The sequence below is a fragment of the Streptomyces alboniger genome (genome assembly GCF_008704395.1).
Classification (GTDB): Bacteria; Actinomycetota; Actinomycetes; order Streptomycetales; family Streptomycetaceae; genus Streptomyces; species Streptomyces alboniger.
Map to the genome: position 1 here is coordinate 1,242,097 of NZ_CP023695.1, position 16,635 is coordinate 1,258,731.

Genomic DNA, 16,635 nt, shown 5'->3' on the forward strand with positions numbered 1-16,635 from the left:
CCCGTCATCCGACGAGGGCGTCGTCCAGGCTGCCGTTCAGGCTCTGACGGGCGCTCGTCGCTCGCTCGGCCTCCTGGGCCCTGCGCGGTACCGCGACGCGGTGCGCCGGGTCGCGGACCTCGCCCACGAGGAGTTCGAGGACGTCCTCCAGGGCGACCAGGCCGAGCACCTTCCCCGACGCGTCGGCGACCTGCGCCAGGTGCGTCGCGGCGCGGCGCATCACGGTCAGCGCGTCGTCCAGCGGCAGTTCCGCCCGCAGCGTGGTCATCGGCCGCCACACCTGCTGCGGCACGGCGCGGTCGGTCTCCTCCAGATCCAGGACGTCCTTCACGTGGAGGTAGCCCATGAAGGCGCCGTTCTCCGCGCGGACCGGGAAGCGGGAGTAGCCGGTGCGTCCGGTCAGTTCGACGATCTGGCCCGGGGTGACCGAGGCGGCCACTGTCACCAGCGCGGCGCGGTCCAGGAGCACGTCCGTGACCGGGCGCGAGCCCAGCTCCAGGGCGTCCTCCAGGCGCTCCTGCTCCTCGGGGCCGAGCAGCCCCGCCTGGCCGGAGTCCTCGACGAGGCGGTTGAGCTGCTCGCTGGTGAAGACCGCCTCGACCTCGTCCTTGGGCTCGACCCGAAAGAGTTTCAGGACGACCCGCGCGCACGCCCCGAGCGCGACCGTCACCGGCCGGCACAGCCGGGCGAAGGCGACCAGGCCCGGACTGAACCAGAGCGCCGTCTTCTCGGGGGCCGCCATCGCGAGGTTCTTCGGAAGCATCTCGCCGACGACGAGGTGCAGGAAGACGACGACGGCGAGCGCGATCACATAACCGAGGGGGTGGATCATGCCCTCGGGGAGGTGGACCGCGTGGAACACCGGCTCCAGGAGGTGCGCGACGGTCGGCTCGGCGACGGCGCCGAGCGTCAACGAGCAGACGGTGATGCCGAACTGGGCGGCTGCCATCATCTGCGGCAGGTGTTCGAGGCCGTAGAGGACCTGGCGGGCCCGCTTGGTCTCCAGGGGCTCGATCTGGCTGCGGCGCACCGACACGAGCGCGAACTCGGCGCCGACGAAGAAGCCGTTGGCGAGCACCAGCAGGAGAGCGAAGAGGAGTTGGAGCAGGCTCATCGGAGTGCCTCCGCGGCGGCTACGGGGGCCGGGGCGTCCGCCGTCATGGCGATCCTGACCCGTTCGGCGCGGTTGTGCCCGACCTGGCGCACCGAGAGGCGCCAGCCCGGGAGTTCGGCCCGGTCGCCGGGGGCCGGGATGCGGCCGAGGAGATCGGCGACGAGGCCCGCGACGGTTTCGTAGGGCCCCTCGGGTACGTCGAGTCCTATGCGGCGGAGGCTGTCGACGCGGCAGCCGCCGTCGGCGTCCCACGCGGGCCTGCCGTCCTCGGGCGGCGCCGCGCACAGCTCGGGCACGTCCAGCAGGTCGTGCTCGTCGCGCACTTCGCCGACGAGTTCCTCGACGATGTCCTCCAGGGTGACGACCCCCGCCGTGCCGCCGTACTCGTCGACGACGACGGCGATCGGCTGCTCGCTGCGCAGCCGCCCCAGGAGGGGCTGCACGGGGAGCGTCTGGGGGACCAGGAGCGGGGACTGCGCGATGCGGCCGACGGGGGTGCGCAGCCGGTCGTGGGCGGGCACGGCGAGGGCGTCCTTGAGATGGACCATGCCGACGATCTCGTCGATCCGCTCGCGGTAGACCGGGAAGCGGGACAGGCCGGTGGCGCGGGTCAGGTTCACCACGTCCTCGGCGGTCGCCGACGACTGGAGCGCGCTGACCTTCACGCGCGGCGTCATGACGTGCTGCGCGGTCAGCTCGCCGAGGGAGAGGGTGCGCACGAACAGCTCGGCGGTGTGCTGCTCCAGGGCGCCGGCCTGGGCCGAGTGCCGGGCCAGGGAGACCAGTTCGCCGGGGGTGCGGGCCGAGGCCAGCTCCTCGGCTGGCTCGACGCCGAGGGCGCGCACCAGGCGGTTGGCCACCGCGTTCAGGAGGGCGATCACGGGCCGGAAGAGCCGCGAGAAGGCGTGCTGCGGGCCCGCGACGAACCGCGCGACCTGGAGCGGCCTGGACACCGCCCAGTTCTTGGGGACCAGTTCGCCGATGACCATCTGCACGGCGGACGCGAGCAGCATGCCGACCACGACGGAGACACCGCCGACGGCGCCTTCGGGGACGCCGATCGCCGTGAACGGGCCCGCGAGCAGGTGCGCGAGGGCCGGTTCGGCGAGCATGCCGACGACGAGCGAGGTGATGGTGATGCCGAGTTGGGTGCCGGAAAGCTGGAAGGACAGCTCCTTGAGGGCACTGACGACCGTGCGGGCGCGGCGGTCGCCGTCGGCCGCGGCCTTCTCCGCGTCGGGCCGCTCGACGGTGACGAGGCCGAACTCGGCCGCCACGAAGAAGCCGTTGGCGAGAATCAGCAGGAATGCCGCCGCGAGGAGCAGGAGGGGGACTGTCATGCCGCCGCCTCCCAGGTCGTACGGGTCCCGGAATGCCGGGAGGGGGCGGCGCAGGTACTACAGGACGATCCGTCCATCGCCGGAGGGAGTCACTCCTCGGATAGCAGGGGCCCCCGGGGGCCGGGCGGGCCCGTCAGGGGCGGGGGCACACCTTGCGTGCCCCGCCACCAGATTAATCAGAACGTCAAGGCGCTGCGTGGAACGTCAGTCCCCGAGCGGCGTGCGGGCGTCGACGAGCGCGCGCAGTGCCTGGGAGTCGGCGACGGCCTGCTGCCTGGCGATGCCCGGCTGGATGCCCAGGGCGGGCAGGCTGGTGCCGTCGCTGAGGTTCAGGAACACCCACGGGTCGCCGGGGCGGAGGGTGACCTGGACGATCTCGGCCCAGGCCAGACGCCGGCTGGTCGCGATGTTGACGACGGTCACGCCGGACTCCTCGGCGACGACCTTGGGCCTGCTGAGCAGCATGAGGACGCCGAAGAGCAGCGCGCCGGTGAAGACGAAGCTGGTCCGCTCCCCCGGGCTGAGCTTGGGCAGCATCAGGGCGATCACCGTGAGGACCACGAACATCGCGGCGCCCGCGGTGAGCATGACGACCCGGGTCCGCTGGGGGCGGAAGGTGACGGGCAGGGCGGGAAGGTCAGACATGAGGTGCGGGCTCCGGCCGGTTCAGAGACGGCAGGCGTGGATGGCGGTGGTCAGGATGGCCCGCGCGCCGAGGGCGTACAGGTCGTCCATGACGCGCTGCGCCTCCTTGGCGGGAACCATGGAGCGCACGGCCACCCAGCCTTCGTTGTGCAGCGGGGAGATCGTCGGCGATTCGAGGCCCGGGGTGAGGGCGACGGCCCGCTCCAGGTGCTCGGCGCGGCAGTCGTAGTCCATCATCACGTACGACCTGGCGACCAGGACGCCCTGGAGGCGGCGCAGGAACTGCTGCACCTTCGGGTCGTCGCCGTCGGCGCCGGTGCGCCGGATGACGACCGCCTCGGACTTCATGATCGGCTCGCCGAAGACCTCCAGGCCCGCGTTGCGCAGGGAGGTGCCGGTCTCCACGACGTCCGCGATGACCTGGGCGACGCCGAGTTCGATGGCGGTCTCGACGGCGCCGTCGAGGTGGACCACGGAGGCGTCGACGCCGCTGTTCGCGAGGTGCTTGGCGACGATGCCCTCGTAGGAGGTCGCGACGGTCTTGCCCGCGAGGTCCTCGATGCCGGTGGCCGTGCCCGGCTTGGCGGCGAAGCGGAAGGTGGAGCGTGCGAAGCCGAGCGGCAGGATCACCTCGGCGTCGGCACCGGAGTCGACCAGCAGGTCCTGGCCGGTGATGCCGATGTCGAGCCGGCCGGCCGAGACGTAGATCGCGATGTCCTTGGGGCGCAGGTAGAAGAACTCGACCTCGTTCTCGGGGTCGACGAGGACGAGTTCCTTGGACTCCTTGCGCTGCTGGTATCCGGCCTCATGGAGCATCGCCGACGCAGGTCCGGACAGTGAACCCTTGTTGGGGACGGCGATGCGCAGCATGAGGTCGGATTCCTTTGCGTGAAGTGCGTGAAGGGGGGTGAGCCGGCTTGGCTGACGTACGGCTCAGAGGTGGGCGTACACGTCGTCGAGGGAGATGCCGCGGGCGACCATCATCACCTGCACGTGGTACAGGAGCTGCGAGATCTCCTCGGCGGCGGCTTCCTTGCCCTCGTACTCGGCGGCCATCCAGACTTCGGCGGCCTCCTCGACGACCTTCTTGCCGATGGCATGGACGCCCTTGCCGACCAGCTCGGCGGTGCGGGAGGTCGCTGGGTCGCCGTTGGCGGCCTTGTGCTGGAGCTCGGTGAAGAGCTCCTCGAAAGTCTTATTGGACATGATGCCGTTCACTCTACGCGGCCGGGCGGCGCCGCTCAGCGCCAGGGTTCGGAGACGGTACGGAGCGTGGTCGCGGTGGCCACGGCCGCGGTGACCGCTTCGTGCCCCTTGTCCTCGCTGGAGCCCTCGATGCCGGCGCGGTCCAGGGCCTGCTCCTCGGTGTCGCAGGTCAGCACGCCGAAGCCGACCGGCACCCCGGTGTCCACGGAGACCTGGGTGAGGCCCTGGGTGACGCCCTGGCACACGTAGTCGAAGTGCGGGGTGCCGCCGCGGATCACGACGCCGAGCGCCACGATCGCGTCGTAGCCGCGGCCCGCGAGGACCTTGGCGACGACCGGCAGCTCGAAGCTGCCCGGCACGCGCAGGACGGTCGGCTCGCTGATGCCCAGCTCGCCCAGGGCGCGCAGGGCGCCGTCGACGAGGCCGTCCATGACCTTCTCGTGCCACTGCGCGGCGATCACCGCGACCCGCAGGTCGCCGCAGTTCTTCACGCTCAGTTCGGGTGCGCCCTTGCCGCTCACGCGCTTCTCCTTCGGTCCGTTGACAGGGGTGGGTGCTTACTGGTTGCCGCAGGCGGAGACGCCGGGGGCGTCGAGCCAGGGCAGGTCGTGGCCCATCCGGTCCCGCTTGGTTCGCAGGTAGCGGAGGTTGTGCTCGCCCGCCTGGACGGGCATGGGCTCGCGTGCGCTGACCCGCAGGCCGTGCCGCAGGACCGCGTCGACCTTGTCGGGGTTGTTGGTCATCAGCCGGACGCTGCGGACGCCGAGGTCGTCCAGGATCCGGGCGCCCGCGCCGTAGTCCCGCGCGTCGGCGGGCAGGCCCAGCTCCAGGTTGGCGTCGAGGGTGTCGCTGCCGCGCTCCTGGAGTTCGTACGCGCGCAGCTTGGAGAGCAGGCCGATGCCGCGCCCCTCGTGGCCGCGGAGGTAGACGACGACGCCACGCCCCTCCTCGGTGATGCGCCGCATGGACTCCTCCAGCTGCGGGCCGCAGTCGCAGCGCAGCGAGTGGAAGACGTCACCGGTCAGGCACTCCGAGTGGAGCCGGGCCAGGACCTCTTCGCCCGCGCCGATGTCACCGTGGACGAGGGCGACGTGCTCGACGCCGTCGACGGTCGAGCGGTAGCCGTACGCGGTGAAGTCGCCGAAGGCCGTGGGCAGCCGCACCTCGGCCTCGCGGCGGACGGTGGGCTCCGCGGAGCGGCGGTAGGCGATCAGGTCCTCGATGGAGATGATCGTCAGGCCGTGCTTGCGGGCGAAGGGGATCAGTTCCGGCAGGCGGAGCATCTTGCCGTCCTCACCGGCGATCTCCACGATGGCGCCGGCCGGGCGCAGACCCGCGAGGCGGGCGAGGTCGACGGCGGCCTCGGTGTGGCCGTTGCGGGCGAGCACGCCGCCGGTGCGGGCGCGCAGCGGGAAGATGTGCCCGGGCCGCACGAAGTCGTCGGCCGTGGCCGCGCCGCCCGCGAGGAGCTGGAGGGTGGTGGCGCGGTCGGCGGCGGAGATGCCGGTGCTCACGCCGTGCGCGGCACAGGCGTCGACGGAGACGGTGAAGGCCGTGCTCATCGACTCGGTGTTGTGCTCGACCATCTGCGGGAGCCGCAGCCGGTCGAGCTCGTCGGCCTCCATGGGCGCGCAGATCAGGCCGCGGCACTCGCTCATCATGAAGGCGACGATCTCGGGGGTGGCCTTCTCGGCGGCGATGACGAGGTCGCCCTCGTTCTCGCGGTCCTCGTCGTCGACGACCACGACGGGGCGGCCGGCCGCGATGTCGCGGACGGCCTGCTCGACGGGGTCGAGGGAGAGGTCCTCGGCGTTGTCGGTGCTGTACCAGAGCCGGGGGCCCGAGGGGGCGGCGGACAGCGCCTCGTTCAGGGCGGTGGCGGGAGACGGGTGGGCAGTCATGCCGGGGCTCCTTCCATGACGGGCTGAGAGGCCGCCGCGCGGGAGCGCAGCCACCAGTCGCGCATGCCCCACAGGACGAGGGCGAGGTAGACGACGTACACGAGGCCGGAGAAGGCGAGGCCGCTGCTGAAGGCGAGCGGTACGCCGACCACGTCGACGAGCAGCCAGGCGAACCAGAACTCGACGAGGCCACGGGCCTGGGCGACCATCGCGGCGAGGGTGCCGACGAAGATGTAGGCGTCCGGCCAGGGGTTCCAGGACAGCGAGGGGACGGCGGTGAACAGGGCGCCGACGGCGAGGGTGCCGACGGCGGTGCCCGCGAGCAGGATCCACCGCTCCTTCCAGCTCGCGAACCGGATGGCGATGGAGCCGTCCTGCGCCTGCTGCCTGCCGCGCGTCCACTGCCGCCAGCCCCACAGCGCGACGCCGATGACGAGGAGCTGCTTGCCGACGCCGCCGGACAGCTGCGCGGAGGCGTACGCGGCGACGAGGATGACGCCGGACAGGAACTGGGCGGGCCAGGTCCATATCGAACGCCGCCAGCCGAGGGCGAGGGCGACGAGGCCGACGGTGTTGCCGATCATGTCGGACCACATGATGTGCTGGTCGAAGGTGGTGAAGGCCTCGGCGTTGAGCCAGTTCACTGGGTGGCCTCCTGAGCCTGGACGGAACCGGTGGCGCGGCCGCCGAGGAGGCGCTCCACGTACTTGGCGATGATGTCGACCTCGAGGTTGACCGGGTCGCCGGGCTGCTTGATGCCGAGCGTGGTCAGCGCGAGCGTGGTGGGGATCAGGCTGATGGTGAAGTAGTCGGGGCCCGCGTCGACGACGGTCAGGCTGACGCCGTCGACGGTGATGGAGCCCTTCTCCACGACGTAGCGGGAGAGGCCTGCGGGGAGGGAGACCTTGACGATCTCCCAGTTCTCTGAGGGCTCGCGCGCGACGACGGTGCCGACGGCGTCCACATGCCCCTGCACGATGTGTCCGCCGAGGCGCGCGCCGACCGAGGTGGGGCGCTCCAGGTTGACGCGGGAGCCGACCGTGAGCGCACCGAGGCTGGAGCGGTTCAGGGTCTCGGCCATCACGTCGGCGGTGAACTCGTCGCCCTCGTGCTCCACGACCGTCAGACAGACGCCGTTGACGGCGATGGAGTCGCCGTGCCCCACGCCCTCGGTGACCACGGGGCCGCGCAGGCGGAACCGGGACGCGTCGGGGAGGTTCTCGACGGCGGTGATCTCGCCCAGCTCTTCGACGATTCCGGTGAACACTTCAGTGCTCCTTCGCTACGAGGGTCGCGGTGACGCGCAGATCGGGTCCGATGCGGACGGTCTCGCTCACGTCGAGCCGCAACGCTTCGGTGATGGTCGTGATTCCGCCACCGGTCAGGGCGGCGGGGCCCGCGCCCAGCAGGGCGGGGGCGAGGTAGGCGATGACGCGGTCGACGGCGTCGGCGGCGACGAAGGCCCCGGCCAGCGTCGGGCCGCCTTCGAGGAGGACGGAGCGCACCCCGCGCGCGTGGAGCACATCGAGCAGGGTTGGAATGTCCAACCCTCCCTCGGCGCGCGGGAGTCGGACGATCTCTGCGGCTTGGGCTCGCGCTTCGGCTCCCGCGTCGACTGCGGCTTCGTACGCGGGCGTGACGCCGTCCGCGAGCGCGATCAGCGTCGGCGCCGCGGCGTCCAGGACGCGGGCGCCGGGCGCGACGGCGGTTCCGTTCGTGTCGACGACGACCCGCAACGGCTGGACGGCACCCTCGATGCCCCGCACGGCGAGGTGCGGGTCGTCGGCGCGCTGGGTGCCGGAGCCGACGACGACGGCGTCGCACTCGGCGCGGAGCCTGTGGACGTCGGCGCGGGACTCGGCGGAGGTGATCCAGCGGCTCGTGCCGTCGGCGGCGGCGATCCGGCCGTCGAGCGTGGCGGCGTACTTCCAGGTGACGTGGGGGCGGCCGAGCCGTACGGAGGTCAGCCAGGCGGCGTTCCCCTCGGCCGCCGCCGCCTCCAGCAGGCCCGCTTCGACGGAGATCCCGGCCGTGCGGAGGGTCTGCGCGCCGCCGGTCGCGGTGGGGTTCGGGTCGCCGACCGCGTAGACGACACGGGCGATGCCGGCGTCGATGAGGGCCTGTGCGCACGGGCCGGTGCGGCCGGTGTGGTTGCAGGGTTCCAGAGTGACGAGGGCGGTGCCGCCGCGCGCCTTGTCGCCCGCCGCGCGCAGGGCGTTGACCTCGGCGTGCGGGCCGCCGGCGCGCTGGTGCCAGCCCTCGCCGACGACCTCGCCGGACGCGTCGAGCACGACACAGCCGACGACGGGGTTGGGGCTCGTGGCTCCGAGACCGAGCGCGGCCAGCGTGATGGCGCGCCGCATGGCGGCTGCTTCGGCTACGGCGGTGGCCACCGGGTCCTCCTGCCTCTTCGGGCACGGACTCCGGGGCTGTCGATGGCGACGACACGTACGGGCAACGACACCTGGAGACACGTCGACGCCGAATGAGACCTGTCCCCGGGAAAGCCCGAGAACCACTCCTGGCCGAAACCAGGAACCACTCCTGACCTGAGCCAGGAACAAGCCAAGACGGCGGCGTGCAGAGATGCCCGCCCGCCGCGCACTGCCTCCCATCCGGACTTTCACCGTCGGTCCAGGAATTTCACCTGGTCAACCGGCCGCTGGAGGCGGCCGGGTCGCGGACTGTAACCGCCGGTTCGGAATTACACCGACCCCGGAGTGCGCTGCTTCTGGTACGAGGCCAGTCTGCCACGCCGGATCGACGGCCATGCGGGCGATCTCCTGTGGGCTGGCTCACAGCGTCATCGTTCAATCATCTCTTCAACAACTTGGTCCAGACCTATTGACCGACTGGTCTAGTCCTCTTAATCTCTGCGTCACCTCGGAGGAACCGGAGCCGGACGGTGTGCGCACGCCGGGCCCCGGAACGATTCACATCTGTGCCAGCTGTGTTGTGTTCCGCCCCGTCCGCGTCCCACCCCGCCCCTGGAGGCTCCCTTGCCGTCCCTTAGCCGCGCGAGAACCACTCTGTTCGCGACCGGCGCCGCCGTCGCCGGAATGCTGCTCAGCATGGTCTCCCCAGGCGCCTCGCACGCCGCCGACAACGCGTCCTGCCGCCCCGACGGTCTCTACCGCACGCCCGGGGTCGACGTTCCCTACTGTTCGGTCTACGACAGCGAGGGCCGCGAGAAGATGGGCGCCGACCACCAGCGGCGCGTCATCGGCTACTTCACCGGCTGGCGCACCGGAAAGAACGGCGAGCCCGCCTACCTCGCTTCCGACATCCCGTGGGAGAAGGTCACCCACGTCAACTACGCCTTCGCGCACATCGACAAGGGCAACAAGCTCTCCGTGGGCTCCGACGGCGAGAAGAACGCCGCCACCGGGATGACCTGGCCGGGCGTCAAGGGCGCCGAGATGGATCCCGCGCTGCCCTACAAGGGCCACTTCAACCTGCTCAACAAGTTCAAGAAGAAGCACCCGGACGTCAAAACGCTGGTCTCCGTGGGCGGTTGGGCCGAGACGGGCGGCTACTTCGACGACGACGGCAAGCGGGTCGGCTCCGGCGGTTTCTACTCGATGGCGACCAACGCCGACGGCTCGGTGAACCAGGCGGGCATCGACACCTTCGCGGACTCGGCGGTCACCTTCATAAAAAAGTACGGCTTCAACGGCGTCGACATCGACTACGAGTACCCGACCTCGATGAAGGACGCGGGCCACCCGGCCGACTTCCCGGTCTCCAACGCCCGGCGCGGCGGCCTGGTCAAGGGCTACGCGGCCCTGATGAAGACCCTGCGCGAGAAGCTCGACAAGGCGGGTGCGGCCGACGGCAGGCACTACATGCTCACCGTGGCGGCGCCCTCGTCCGGCTATCTGCTGCGCGGCATGGAGACCTTCCAGGTCCAGAGGTACCTGGACTACGTCAACATCATGTCGTACGACCTGCACGGCGCCTGGAACGAGTACGTCGGTCCGAACGCCTCGCTCTTCGACGACGGCAAGGACGCCGAACTGGCCGCGGCGGGCGTCTACGGAAGCCAGCAGTACGGCGGCATCGGCTATCTGAACACCGACTGGGCGTACCACTACTTCCGCGGTTCCATGCCCGCCGGGCGCATCAACATCGGCCTGCCGTATTACACGCGCGGCCACAAGAACGTGCAGGGCGGCACGGACGGGCTGTGGGGGAAGGCCGCGGCGGCCACCTGTCCGGCCGGTTCCGGGCTGACCAAGTGCGGTGACGGCGCGGTCGGCATCGACAACCTCTGGCACGACAAGGACGACAACGGCAAGGAGTCCCCGGCGGGCTCCAACCCGATGTGGCACGCCAAGAACCTGGAGAAGGGCGTCGTCGGCGACTACGTCACCAAGTACGGCTTCCCCGCGGACACCAAGCTGACCGGCACCTACGCCCGCAAGTACAGCTCCTCGCTGGTCGCGCCGTGGCTGTGGAACGCCGACAAGAAGGTCTTCCTGTCCACGGAGGACGAGGAGTCGGTGGCGAAGAAGGCCGACTACGTGGTCGACCGGGGCATCGGCGGCACGATGGTCTGGGAGATGGCGGGCGACTACCGCTGGAACGCGGCCAAGGGCCAGTACGAGATCGGCGACACGCTCACCTCGCTGATGTACGACAAGTTCAAGACCGCCAAGCCGTACGGCGCGAAGGTGTCGAACAAGGAGCTGCCCGCCAAGGCCGTCGACATCGGCGTGGAGTTCGGTGACTTCAAGCTCGGCGACTCCAACTACCCGATCACGCCCAAGGTGAAGATCACCAACAGGACGAAGGCGGCGCTGCCGGGCGGCACGGAGTTCCAGTTCGACTACTCCACCTCGGCCCCGGGCAACGCCTCCGACCAGTCCGGTTTCGGCACGAAGGTCATCAGCAGCGACCACACCGGCAGCAATGTGGGCGGTCTGAAGGGCGACTTCCACCGGGTCTCGCTGAAGCTGCCCGCCTGGCAGTCGCTGGCGCCGGGCGCCTCCGTGGATCTCTCCTTCAACTACTACCTGCCGGTGTCGACCCCGTCGAACTGGACGGTGAACATCAGCGGTACGACGTACGCGCTCGCCGGTGACCTGGCGCGCGGCACCACGGTCGTCGAGCCGGGCACGGGCACCGGTCCGACGGACCCGCCGGAGCCGACGGACCCGCCGACACCGGGCAAGTGCACGGCGCCCGCCTGGAGTTCGGCCACCGAGTACGGCAGCGGGTCGACCGTGTCCCACAAGTCGCACACCTACAAGGCCAAGTGGTGGACGAAGGGCGACGAGCCCGGCGCCGGCGGCCAGTGGGGCGTGTGGCAGGACCTCGGCGCCTGCTGACGCTTGCTCCTGTGCGCTCACCGATAGCTCACGCCCAGGGGATGCGGCGGCATCCTCTGGGCGTGACCGCGTCACTCGTCCTCGTGGCGGGCTCGACGGACCGGTGTCACGTCTGCGGGCGACCGATCCGTCTCTTGCGGTGACGGACACGATCATGGTGTTTTCGACCGCACTACGAAGGAGCCTGTGATGACGACGATGTTGGTGACCGGCGGCACCGGGACCCTCGGCCGCCTCGTGACCGAGCGGCTGAGGGCTGACGGCCACGAGGTGCGGGTGCTCAGCCGCCACAGCCGGCCGTACGCCGTGGATCTGCGCGAGGGGACCGGCCTGGACGCGGCGGTGGCGGGCGTGGACGTGATCGTGCACTGCGCGAGTACGCCGCGCGGCGGGGACGAGCGGGCCGCCCGGAACCTGATCCGGGCGGCGCGGAAGGCCGGCGTCGCCCATCTGGTCTACATCTCGATCGTCGGCGTCGACCGGGTGCCACTCGGCTACTACAAGGCGAAGCTCGCCGTGGAGCGGCTGATCGAGGAGTCGGGGCTCGGCTGGACGATCCTGCGGACCACGCAGTTCCACGATCTGGTCCTGCGCGTCCTGGAGGGCTCGGCGAAGCTCCCCGTCATGCTGCTGCCCGCAGGGGTCGACGACCAGCCGATCGAGGTCGCCGAAGTGGCGGAGCGGCTGGCCGAGCTGGCGGCGGCGCCGCCGGCGGGACGCGTCGACGACATGGGAGGCCCCGAGGTCCGCGGCTTCCCCGACCTGGCACGCGCCTACCTGCGCGCGAGCGGCAAGCGGCGCGCGCTGCTGCCGGTGCGGCTCGCGGGACGCACGTACCGAGCGGCCCGCGCCGGCGGCCATCTGACCCCCGGCCGAGCCGTGGGCAAGACCACGTTCGAGGAGTACCTGAGCACCCGAACGGCCACCCGCCCCTAGAAGCGGCCCCCGCCTTCCCGCCGCATCTCAGCGGCCCGCCGGAGGGCCGAACAGTTCGTCCTGGGCCGCGTCTCGCGCGGCGAGGAGGGCGCCCCGGAGCACCGCGGCGCCGCCGAGCGTACCGGCGCGGACCTCCGTACGCAGGGGCGACATGGCGGTGACGCGGTCCGTGACGCGGTCGGCGAGCGCGGCGCCGCCCGCACGCCCCACCTCGCCGCCGAGGACGACACACCCCGGGTCCAGGATCGCGGCCATCGCAGCGGCACCGACGGCGACACGGTCCGCGACGGCGTCCAGGAAGGCGCCCTCCCCCGCCTCCACCGCGTGCCGGACCACGTCGGCAGCGGACATGTCCGGTTTCAGCAGCCCGTGCTCCGCGCCGAGTTCACGGAGCGCGGCGGCGCAGGCCAGCGAGTGGAAGCCGCCCTCGCAGCCGGTGGCGGAGGGCAGCGCGCCGGTCCCCGGCACCGGCAGGAAGCCGATCTCCCCGGTGCCTCCCGAAGCGCCCCTGCGCAGCACCCCGTCGAGTACGACGGCCGCCCCCACGCCCTCGCCGAGCCAGAGCAGCACGAACGTGTCCCGGTCGTGCGCGGCACCGTCCCGCTGTTCGGCGCGGGCGGCGAGGTTGGTCTCGTTCTCCACCAGGACACGCGCGCCGAGCCGCTGTTGGAGGGCGCCCGCGAGACGGCGGTGCCAGGCCGGCAGCGAGGACGTGTCGTGCAGGTCGCCGGTCGCGGGGTCGATGAGGCCGGGGGCGCCGATGCCGACGGTGTGCAGCCGCTGGGCGCTGCCTTCCCGCGCGGCGCGCTCGACGAGCGTGAGGGCGCGCTCGACGGCGGTCCCGGTGTCGCCGCCGATGGGCGCGCAGTCCTCGGCGAGGACCGCGCCGAGCAGATCGGTCACCACCACACGGACGCTGTCGGTCCGTACGTCGAGCGCGGCGAGGTGCGCCCGGCCCGCGACGATGCCGTAGAGCCGGGCGTTCGGGCCGCGCCGCTGGGCACCCGCCTCGCCGACGACGGTGATGAGCCCGGCGCCCTGGAGGCGCTCGACGAGGTCGGCCACCGAGGGCCGGGAGAGGCCGGTGAGCTGCTTCAACTGGTTGGCGGTCAGGGGCCCTTCGCTCAGGAGGCCCAGCGCGAGCCGGTCGTTGATGGCCCGAGCGGTACTCGGTGAGGCAGGCATGCCGCGATCCTTCCACAGAGCGCTTCTATTTATCAGGCAGGGTTCCTGATAGTTTACGTCGCCGTACCGGGCACCTGTCGGGAGGGGCGGAGCGGAATGAGTGAAGTGGTCTACGACAAGAGGCGGTTGCGGCGCGCGCGGATCGCCGTGGCGGCCGTCTTCTGTGTGCACGGCGCGGTCACCGGCTCCTTCGCGACCCGGGTGCCCTGGATCCAGGAGCACGCCTCGGTCGGCGCGGGCATGCTCGGTCTCGCCCTCGCCTTCCCGGCGATCGGCGCCTCCGTGGCGATGCCGCTGGCGAGCCGGATCAGCCACCGCCTCGGTGCGCGCAACGCGCTGCGCGGGCTGCTCGCGCTGTGGACGCTCTCCCTCGTCCTGCCCTCGCTCGCCCCGAACCTGCTCACGCTCTGCCTGGCGCTCTTCGTGTACGGCGCGACCTCGGGCATGTCGGACGTGGCGATGAACGCGCTCGGCGTGGAGACCGAGACCCGGATGCGGAAGTCGATCATGTCCGGTCTGCACGGCATGTGGAGCGTCGGTGCCCTGATCGGTTCGGCCGCGGGCACGGTGGCCGCCCACCTCGGCTCGGACGCCCGGCTGCACCACGCCCTCGCCGCCGCGGCGCTCACCGCGCTCGGCCTGATCGCCTGCCAGGGAGTCCTCGACCTCCAGGCGGCGCCCGAGGAGGAGGCGCCGCCGCGGTTCTCGCTGCCGCCCAAGTCGGCGCTGCTGATCGGCGCGGTCGGCTTCTGCGCGGTCTTCGCGGAGGGCGCGAGCCTGGACTGGTCGGCGGTCTATCTGCGGGACGTCCTGGACTCGTCGGCCGGGGTGGCGGCCGCGTCCACCACCGGCTTCACGCTCACCATGGCGGTCGCGCGGCTCGCGGGGGACGCGGTGGTCAACCGGTTCGGCGCGGTGCGCACCGTGCGCGCGGGCGGTGTGCTCGCAGCGCTCGGCGGGCTCCTCGTGGTCCTCGCCTCCCACCCGGCCCTGGCCATGGGCGGCTTCGCCCTGCTCGGCCTCGGCATCGCGGTCGTGGTTCCGCTCGCCTTCGCCGCGGCGGGGCGCAGCGGCCCGAACCCGAGCCAGGCCATCGCGGGCGTCGCCACCATCACGTACACCTCGGGCCTGATCGCCCCGTCGGCGATCGGCACGCTGGCGGACGCGACGAGCCTCGTGACCTCGTTCGGCCTGGTGACGCTGCTCGCCTGCGGCCTCGCGGTCTTCGCGGGCGTGCTGCGCACGGACGGGCGCGGGGGCGGGCGCCAGGGCGCGCGGGCCGGGAGCACCCAGCCGACCGGAGAGAAGTCGCACTGACGTCGCACTAACATGGCGTCGATCATTTCGGGCCACGCACACCCGCGAGAGCGGCCCGGCTCAGCGCACAGAAAGCGATACTCACCATGGATCTCGGCGTGCGCTGGAAACTGCACGGCGACGGCCGTACCCCCGCCCCCGGGGCCGTCGTCCGGCCCGATGAGCGGCTCTCCTGGCCGCGGACCTTCGGGCTCGGCGCGCAGCACGTGGTGGCCATGTTCGGCGCGTCCTTCGTGGCTCCCGTCCTGATGGGCCTCGACCCGAATCTCGCCATCATGATGTCGGGCGTCGCGACCGTCATCTTCCTGCTCGCCACGCGCGGCCGGGTGCCCAGCTACCTCGGCTGCTCGCTCTCCTTCGTGGGCGTCGCCGCCGTCATCCGGGCGCAGGGCGGCTCCAGCGCGACGGTGACCGGCGCCGTCCTGGTGGTCGGCGCCGCACTGTTCCTGGTGGGGCTCGCGGTGCAGAAGTTCGGGGCGCGGATCATCCACGCCGCGATGCCGCCGATCGTGACCGGCGCGGTCGTCATGCTGATCGGCTTCAACCTGGCACCGGTCACCGCGTCGACGTACTGGCCCCAGGACCAGTGGACGGCCCTGCTGGTGATGCTCTTCACCGGGTTGGCCGTGGTGTGTCTGCGCGGCTTCTGGTCACGCGTCGCGATCTTCCTCGGCCTGATCTTCGGCTACGGCATCTCCTGGCTCCTCGACCAGGTCTTCGGCAAGATCCACTCGGCGGACGGCTCCGGCAAGGTCGTCGACCACTGGCGTCTGGACCTCTCCGCCGTGGGCAACGCCGACTGGATCGGCCTGCCCTCCTTCCACGCGCCGAGCTTCGAGTGGTCGGCGATCCTCGTCGCGCTGCCCGTCGTCATCGCCCTGGTCGCGGAGAACGCGGGCCACGTCAAGGCCGTCGGCGAGATGACCGGCGACAACCTCGACGACAAGCTCGGCACGGCGATCTCCGCCGACGGTGCCGCCTCCATGCTGTCCACCGCCGTCGGCGGCCCGCCCAACACGACGTACTCCGAGAACATCGGCGTGATGGCGGCCACCCGCGTCTACTCCACGGCCGCGTACTGGGCGGCGGCCGCCTTCGCGCTGCTCTTCGGCCTGTGCCCCAAGTTCGGCGCGGTCGTCGCGGCGATCCCGGGCGGCGTGCTCGGCGGCATCACCGTCATCCTGTACGGCATGATCGGTCTGCTCGGCGCGCAGATCTGGATCAACGCCAAGGTGGACCTGCGCAATCCGCTGAACCTCGTACCGGCCGCGGCGGGCATCATCATCGGCGTCGGCGGTGTCTCGCTGAAGTTCACCGACAACTTCGAACTGAGCGGCATCGCGCTCGGCACGATCGTCGTCATCACGGGCTACCACGTGCTGCGCGCCTTCGCCCCGCCGCACCTCAAGTCCCAGGAACCGCTGCTCGATTCGGGCACCTCGAAGTACGGCGAGGGTGACGAGGCCCGCTAGGGCCTGTTGACCCAGTGGACATGGTGCGCGTCGGCTGACTACCGTGCGCACCATGTCAAGCCCCGAGTCCGACAGACTCCGGCCACCGGTCGTCCGGTGGCTTCCTGCGCCGTCGCACTGACGCTTCCGTCGCCTTCGCACGACCGTCACGTCCGCCTTCCGCGCTCTCCCAGAGCCCCCGGACCACCG

At 71.4% G+C, this 16,635-nt stretch carries 15 protein-coding genes and 1 riboswitch; of the genes, 4 read left to right on the forward strand and 11 right to left on the reverse strand.

The features are described from left to right. Positions 1-4 precede the first annotated feature (4 nt). The 10 genes from CP975_RS05270 to ribD all read right to left on the reverse strand — a co-directional run bounded on the left by CP975_RS05270 (position 5) and on the right by ribD (position 8,569). Entirely contained in the window at positions 5-1,114 is a 1,110-nt protein-coding gene (locus tag CP975_RS05270) for a hemolysin family protein (protein ID WP_055536219.1), read from the reverse strand. After that, positions 1,111-2,454, reverse strand: coding sequence for a hemolysin family protein (locus tag CP975_RS05275; RefSeq protein ID WP_055536218.1), 1,344 nt, complete (start codon positions 2,452-2,454; stop codon positions 1,111-1,113). Before CP975_RS05275 ends, CP975_RS05270 begins: the two co-directional genes overlap by 4 nt. A 204-nt stretch (positions 2,455-2,658) precedes the next feature. Continuing rightward, positions 2,659-3,099: a PH domain-containing protein gene (locus CP975_RS05280; protein WP_150476619.1), complete on the reverse strand. Its 441-nt coding sequence runs from the start codon at positions 3,097-3,099 to the stop codon at positions 2,659-2,661. A 21-nt stretch (positions 3,100-3,120) separates the two neighbouring features. Continuing rightward, entirely contained in the window at positions 3,121-3,969 is an 849-nt protein-coding gene (gene hisG, locus CP975_RS05285; RefSeq protein WP_055526585.1) for an ATP phosphoribosyltransferase, read from the reverse strand. Positions 3,970-4,032: 63 nt separating this feature from the next. Further along, positions 4,033-4,305, reverse strand: coding sequence for a phosphoribosyl-ATP diphosphatase (locus CP975_RS05290; protein ID WP_020117406.1), 273 nt, complete (start codon positions 4,303-4,305; stop codon positions 4,033-4,035). A 35-nt stretch (positions 4,306-4,340) separates the two neighbouring features. Then, positions 4,341-4,826 (reverse strand): 6,7-dimethyl-8-ribityllumazine synthase, encoded by a 486-nt coding sequence (gene ribH / locus CP975_RS05295; protein ID WP_055526588.1) that lies wholly within the window; start codon positions 4,824-4,826, stop codon positions 4,341-4,343. A 36-nt stretch (positions 4,827-4,862) separates the two neighbouring features. Next, positions 4,863-6,206: a bifunctional 3,4-dihydroxy-2-butanone-4-phosphate synthase/GTP cyclohydrolase II gene (locus tag CP975_RS05300; protein WP_150476620.1), complete on the reverse strand. Its 1,344-nt coding sequence runs from the start codon at positions 6,204-6,206 to the stop codon at positions 4,863-4,865. Further along, the gene (locus tag CP975_RS05305; RefSeq protein WP_055526686.1) at positions 6,203-6,802 is read right to left on the reverse strand and encodes a nicotinamide mononucleotide transporter family protein; all 600 of its coding nucleotides are present in this window, start codon (positions 6,800-6,802) and stop codon (positions 6,203-6,205) included. Before CP975_RS05305 ends, CP975_RS05300 begins: the two co-directional genes overlap by 4 nt. A 44-nt stretch (positions 6,803-6,846) precedes the next feature. After that, a complete protein-coding gene (locus CP975_RS05310) occupies positions 6,847-7,473 on the reverse strand; it encodes a riboflavin synthase (RefSeq protein WP_055526590.1) in 627 nt (208 codons plus the stop codon). Between the two features lies 1 nt (position 7,474). Beyond that, entirely contained in the window at positions 7,475-8,569 is a 1,095-nt protein-coding gene (gene ribD / locus CP975_RS05315) for a bifunctional diaminohydroxyphosphoribosylaminopyrimidine deaminase/5-amino-6-(5-phosphoribosylamino)uracil reductase RibD (RefSeq protein ID WP_055526688.1), read from the reverse strand. A 234-nt stretch (positions 8,570-8,803) separates the two neighbouring features. Then, a riboswitch (FMN riboswitch) is annotated at positions 8,804-8,934 on the reverse strand. A gap of 331 nt (positions 8,935-9,265) precedes the next feature. Between ribD and CP975_RS05320 the strand changes: the two genes are divergently transcribed. Further along, positions 9,266-11,536 carry a chitinase C-terminal domain-containing protein gene (locus CP975_RS05320; protein ID WP_150477796.1) on the forward strand — a complete coding sequence of 757 codons (2,271 nt, stop codon included), beginning with the start codon at positions 9,266-9,268 and terminating at the stop codon, positions 11,534-11,536. Between the two features lie 189 nt (positions 11,537-11,725). Next, complete coding sequence (locus CP975_RS05325; protein ID WP_055526595.1) at positions 11,726-12,472, forward strand: SDR family oxidoreductase; 747 nt, start codon at positions 11,726-11,728, stop codon at positions 12,470-12,472. Between the two features lie 27 nt (positions 12,473-12,499). Here the strand turns inward: CP975_RS05325 and CP975_RS05330 are convergent, their stop codons facing one another. Further along, the gene (locus CP975_RS05330) at positions 12,500-13,657 is read right to left on the reverse strand and encodes an ROK family transcriptional regulator (RefSeq protein ID WP_055526597.1); all 1,158 of its coding nucleotides are present in this window, start codon (positions 13,655-13,657) and stop codon (positions 12,500-12,502) included. A 96-nt stretch (positions 13,658-13,753) separates the two neighbouring features. Here CP975_RS05330 and CP975_RS05335 point away from each other — a divergent pair, with 96 nt between their 5' ends. Both CP975_RS05335 and CP975_RS05340 read left to right on the forward strand, forming a co-directional pair. Beyond that, positions 13,754-14,974 carry an MFS transporter gene (locus tag CP975_RS05335; protein ID WP_055526600.1) on the forward strand — a complete coding sequence of 407 codons (1,221 nt, stop codon included), beginning with the start codon at positions 13,754-13,756 and terminating at the stop codon, positions 14,972-14,974. A gap of 86 nt (positions 14,975-15,060) precedes the next feature. Next, the gene (locus CP975_RS05340) at positions 15,061-16,446 is read left to right on the forward strand and encodes a uracil-xanthine permease family protein (RefSeq protein WP_055526602.1); all 1,386 of its coding nucleotides are present in this window, start codon (positions 15,061-15,063) and stop codon (positions 16,444-16,446) included. The last annotated feature ends 189 nt before the right edge of the window (positions 16,447-16,635 follow it).

Bases quoted from the DNA above. Each gene is read 5' to 3' on its own strand.
- CP975_RS05325 (WP_055526595.1), top strand. From the start codon at position 11,726: ATGACGACGATGTTGGTGACCGGCGGCACCGGGACCCTCGGCCGCCTC.
- CP975_RS05320 (WP_150477796.1), top strand. From the start codon at position 9,266: ATGCTGCTCAGCATGGTCTCCCCAGGCGCCTCGCACGCCGCCGACAAC.
- CP975_RS05280 (WP_150476619.1), bottom strand. From the start codon at position 3,099: ATGTCTGACCTTCCCGCCCTGCCCGTCACCTTCCGCCCCCAGCGGACC.
- CP975_RS05300 (WP_150476620.1), bottom strand. From the start codon at position 6,206: ATGACTGCCCACCCGTCTCCCGCCACCGCCCTGAACGAGGCGCTGTCC.
- CP975_RS05330 (WP_055526597.1), bottom strand. From the start codon at position 13,657: ATGCCTGCCTCACCGAGTACCGCTCGGGCCATCAACGACCGGCTCGCG.
- ribD (WP_055526688.1), bottom strand. From the start codon at position 8,569: ATGCGGCGCGCCATCACGCTGGCCGCGCTCGGTCTCGGAGCCACGAGC.
- CP975_RS05270 (WP_055536219.1), bottom strand. From the start codon at position 1,114: ATGAGCCTGCTCCAACTCCTCTTCGCTCTCCTGCTGGTGCTCGCCAAC.
- CP975_RS05340 (WP_055526602.1), top strand. From the start codon at position 15,061: ATGGATCTCGGCGTGCGCTGGAAACTGCACGGCGACGGCCGTACCCCC.
- hisG (WP_055526585.1), bottom strand. From the start codon at position 3,969: ATGCTGCGCATCGCCGTCCCCAACAAGGGTTCACTGTCCGGACCTGCG.
- CP975_RS05275 (WP_055536218.1), bottom strand. From the start codon at position 2,454: ATGACAGTCCCCCTCCTGCTCCTCGCGGCGGCATTCCTGCTGATTCTC.
- CP975_RS05290 (WP_020117406.1), bottom strand. From the start codon at position 4,305: ATGTCCAATAAGACTTTCGAGGAGCTCTTCACCGAGCTCCAGCACAAG.
- CP975_RS05335 (WP_055526600.1), top strand. From the start codon at position 13,754: ATGAGTGAAGTGGTCTACGACAAGAGGCGGTTGCGGCGCGCGCGGATC.
- CP975_RS05305 (WP_055526686.1), bottom strand. From the start codon at position 6,802: ATGTGGTCCGACATGATCGGCAACACCGTCGGCCTCGTCGCCCTCGCC.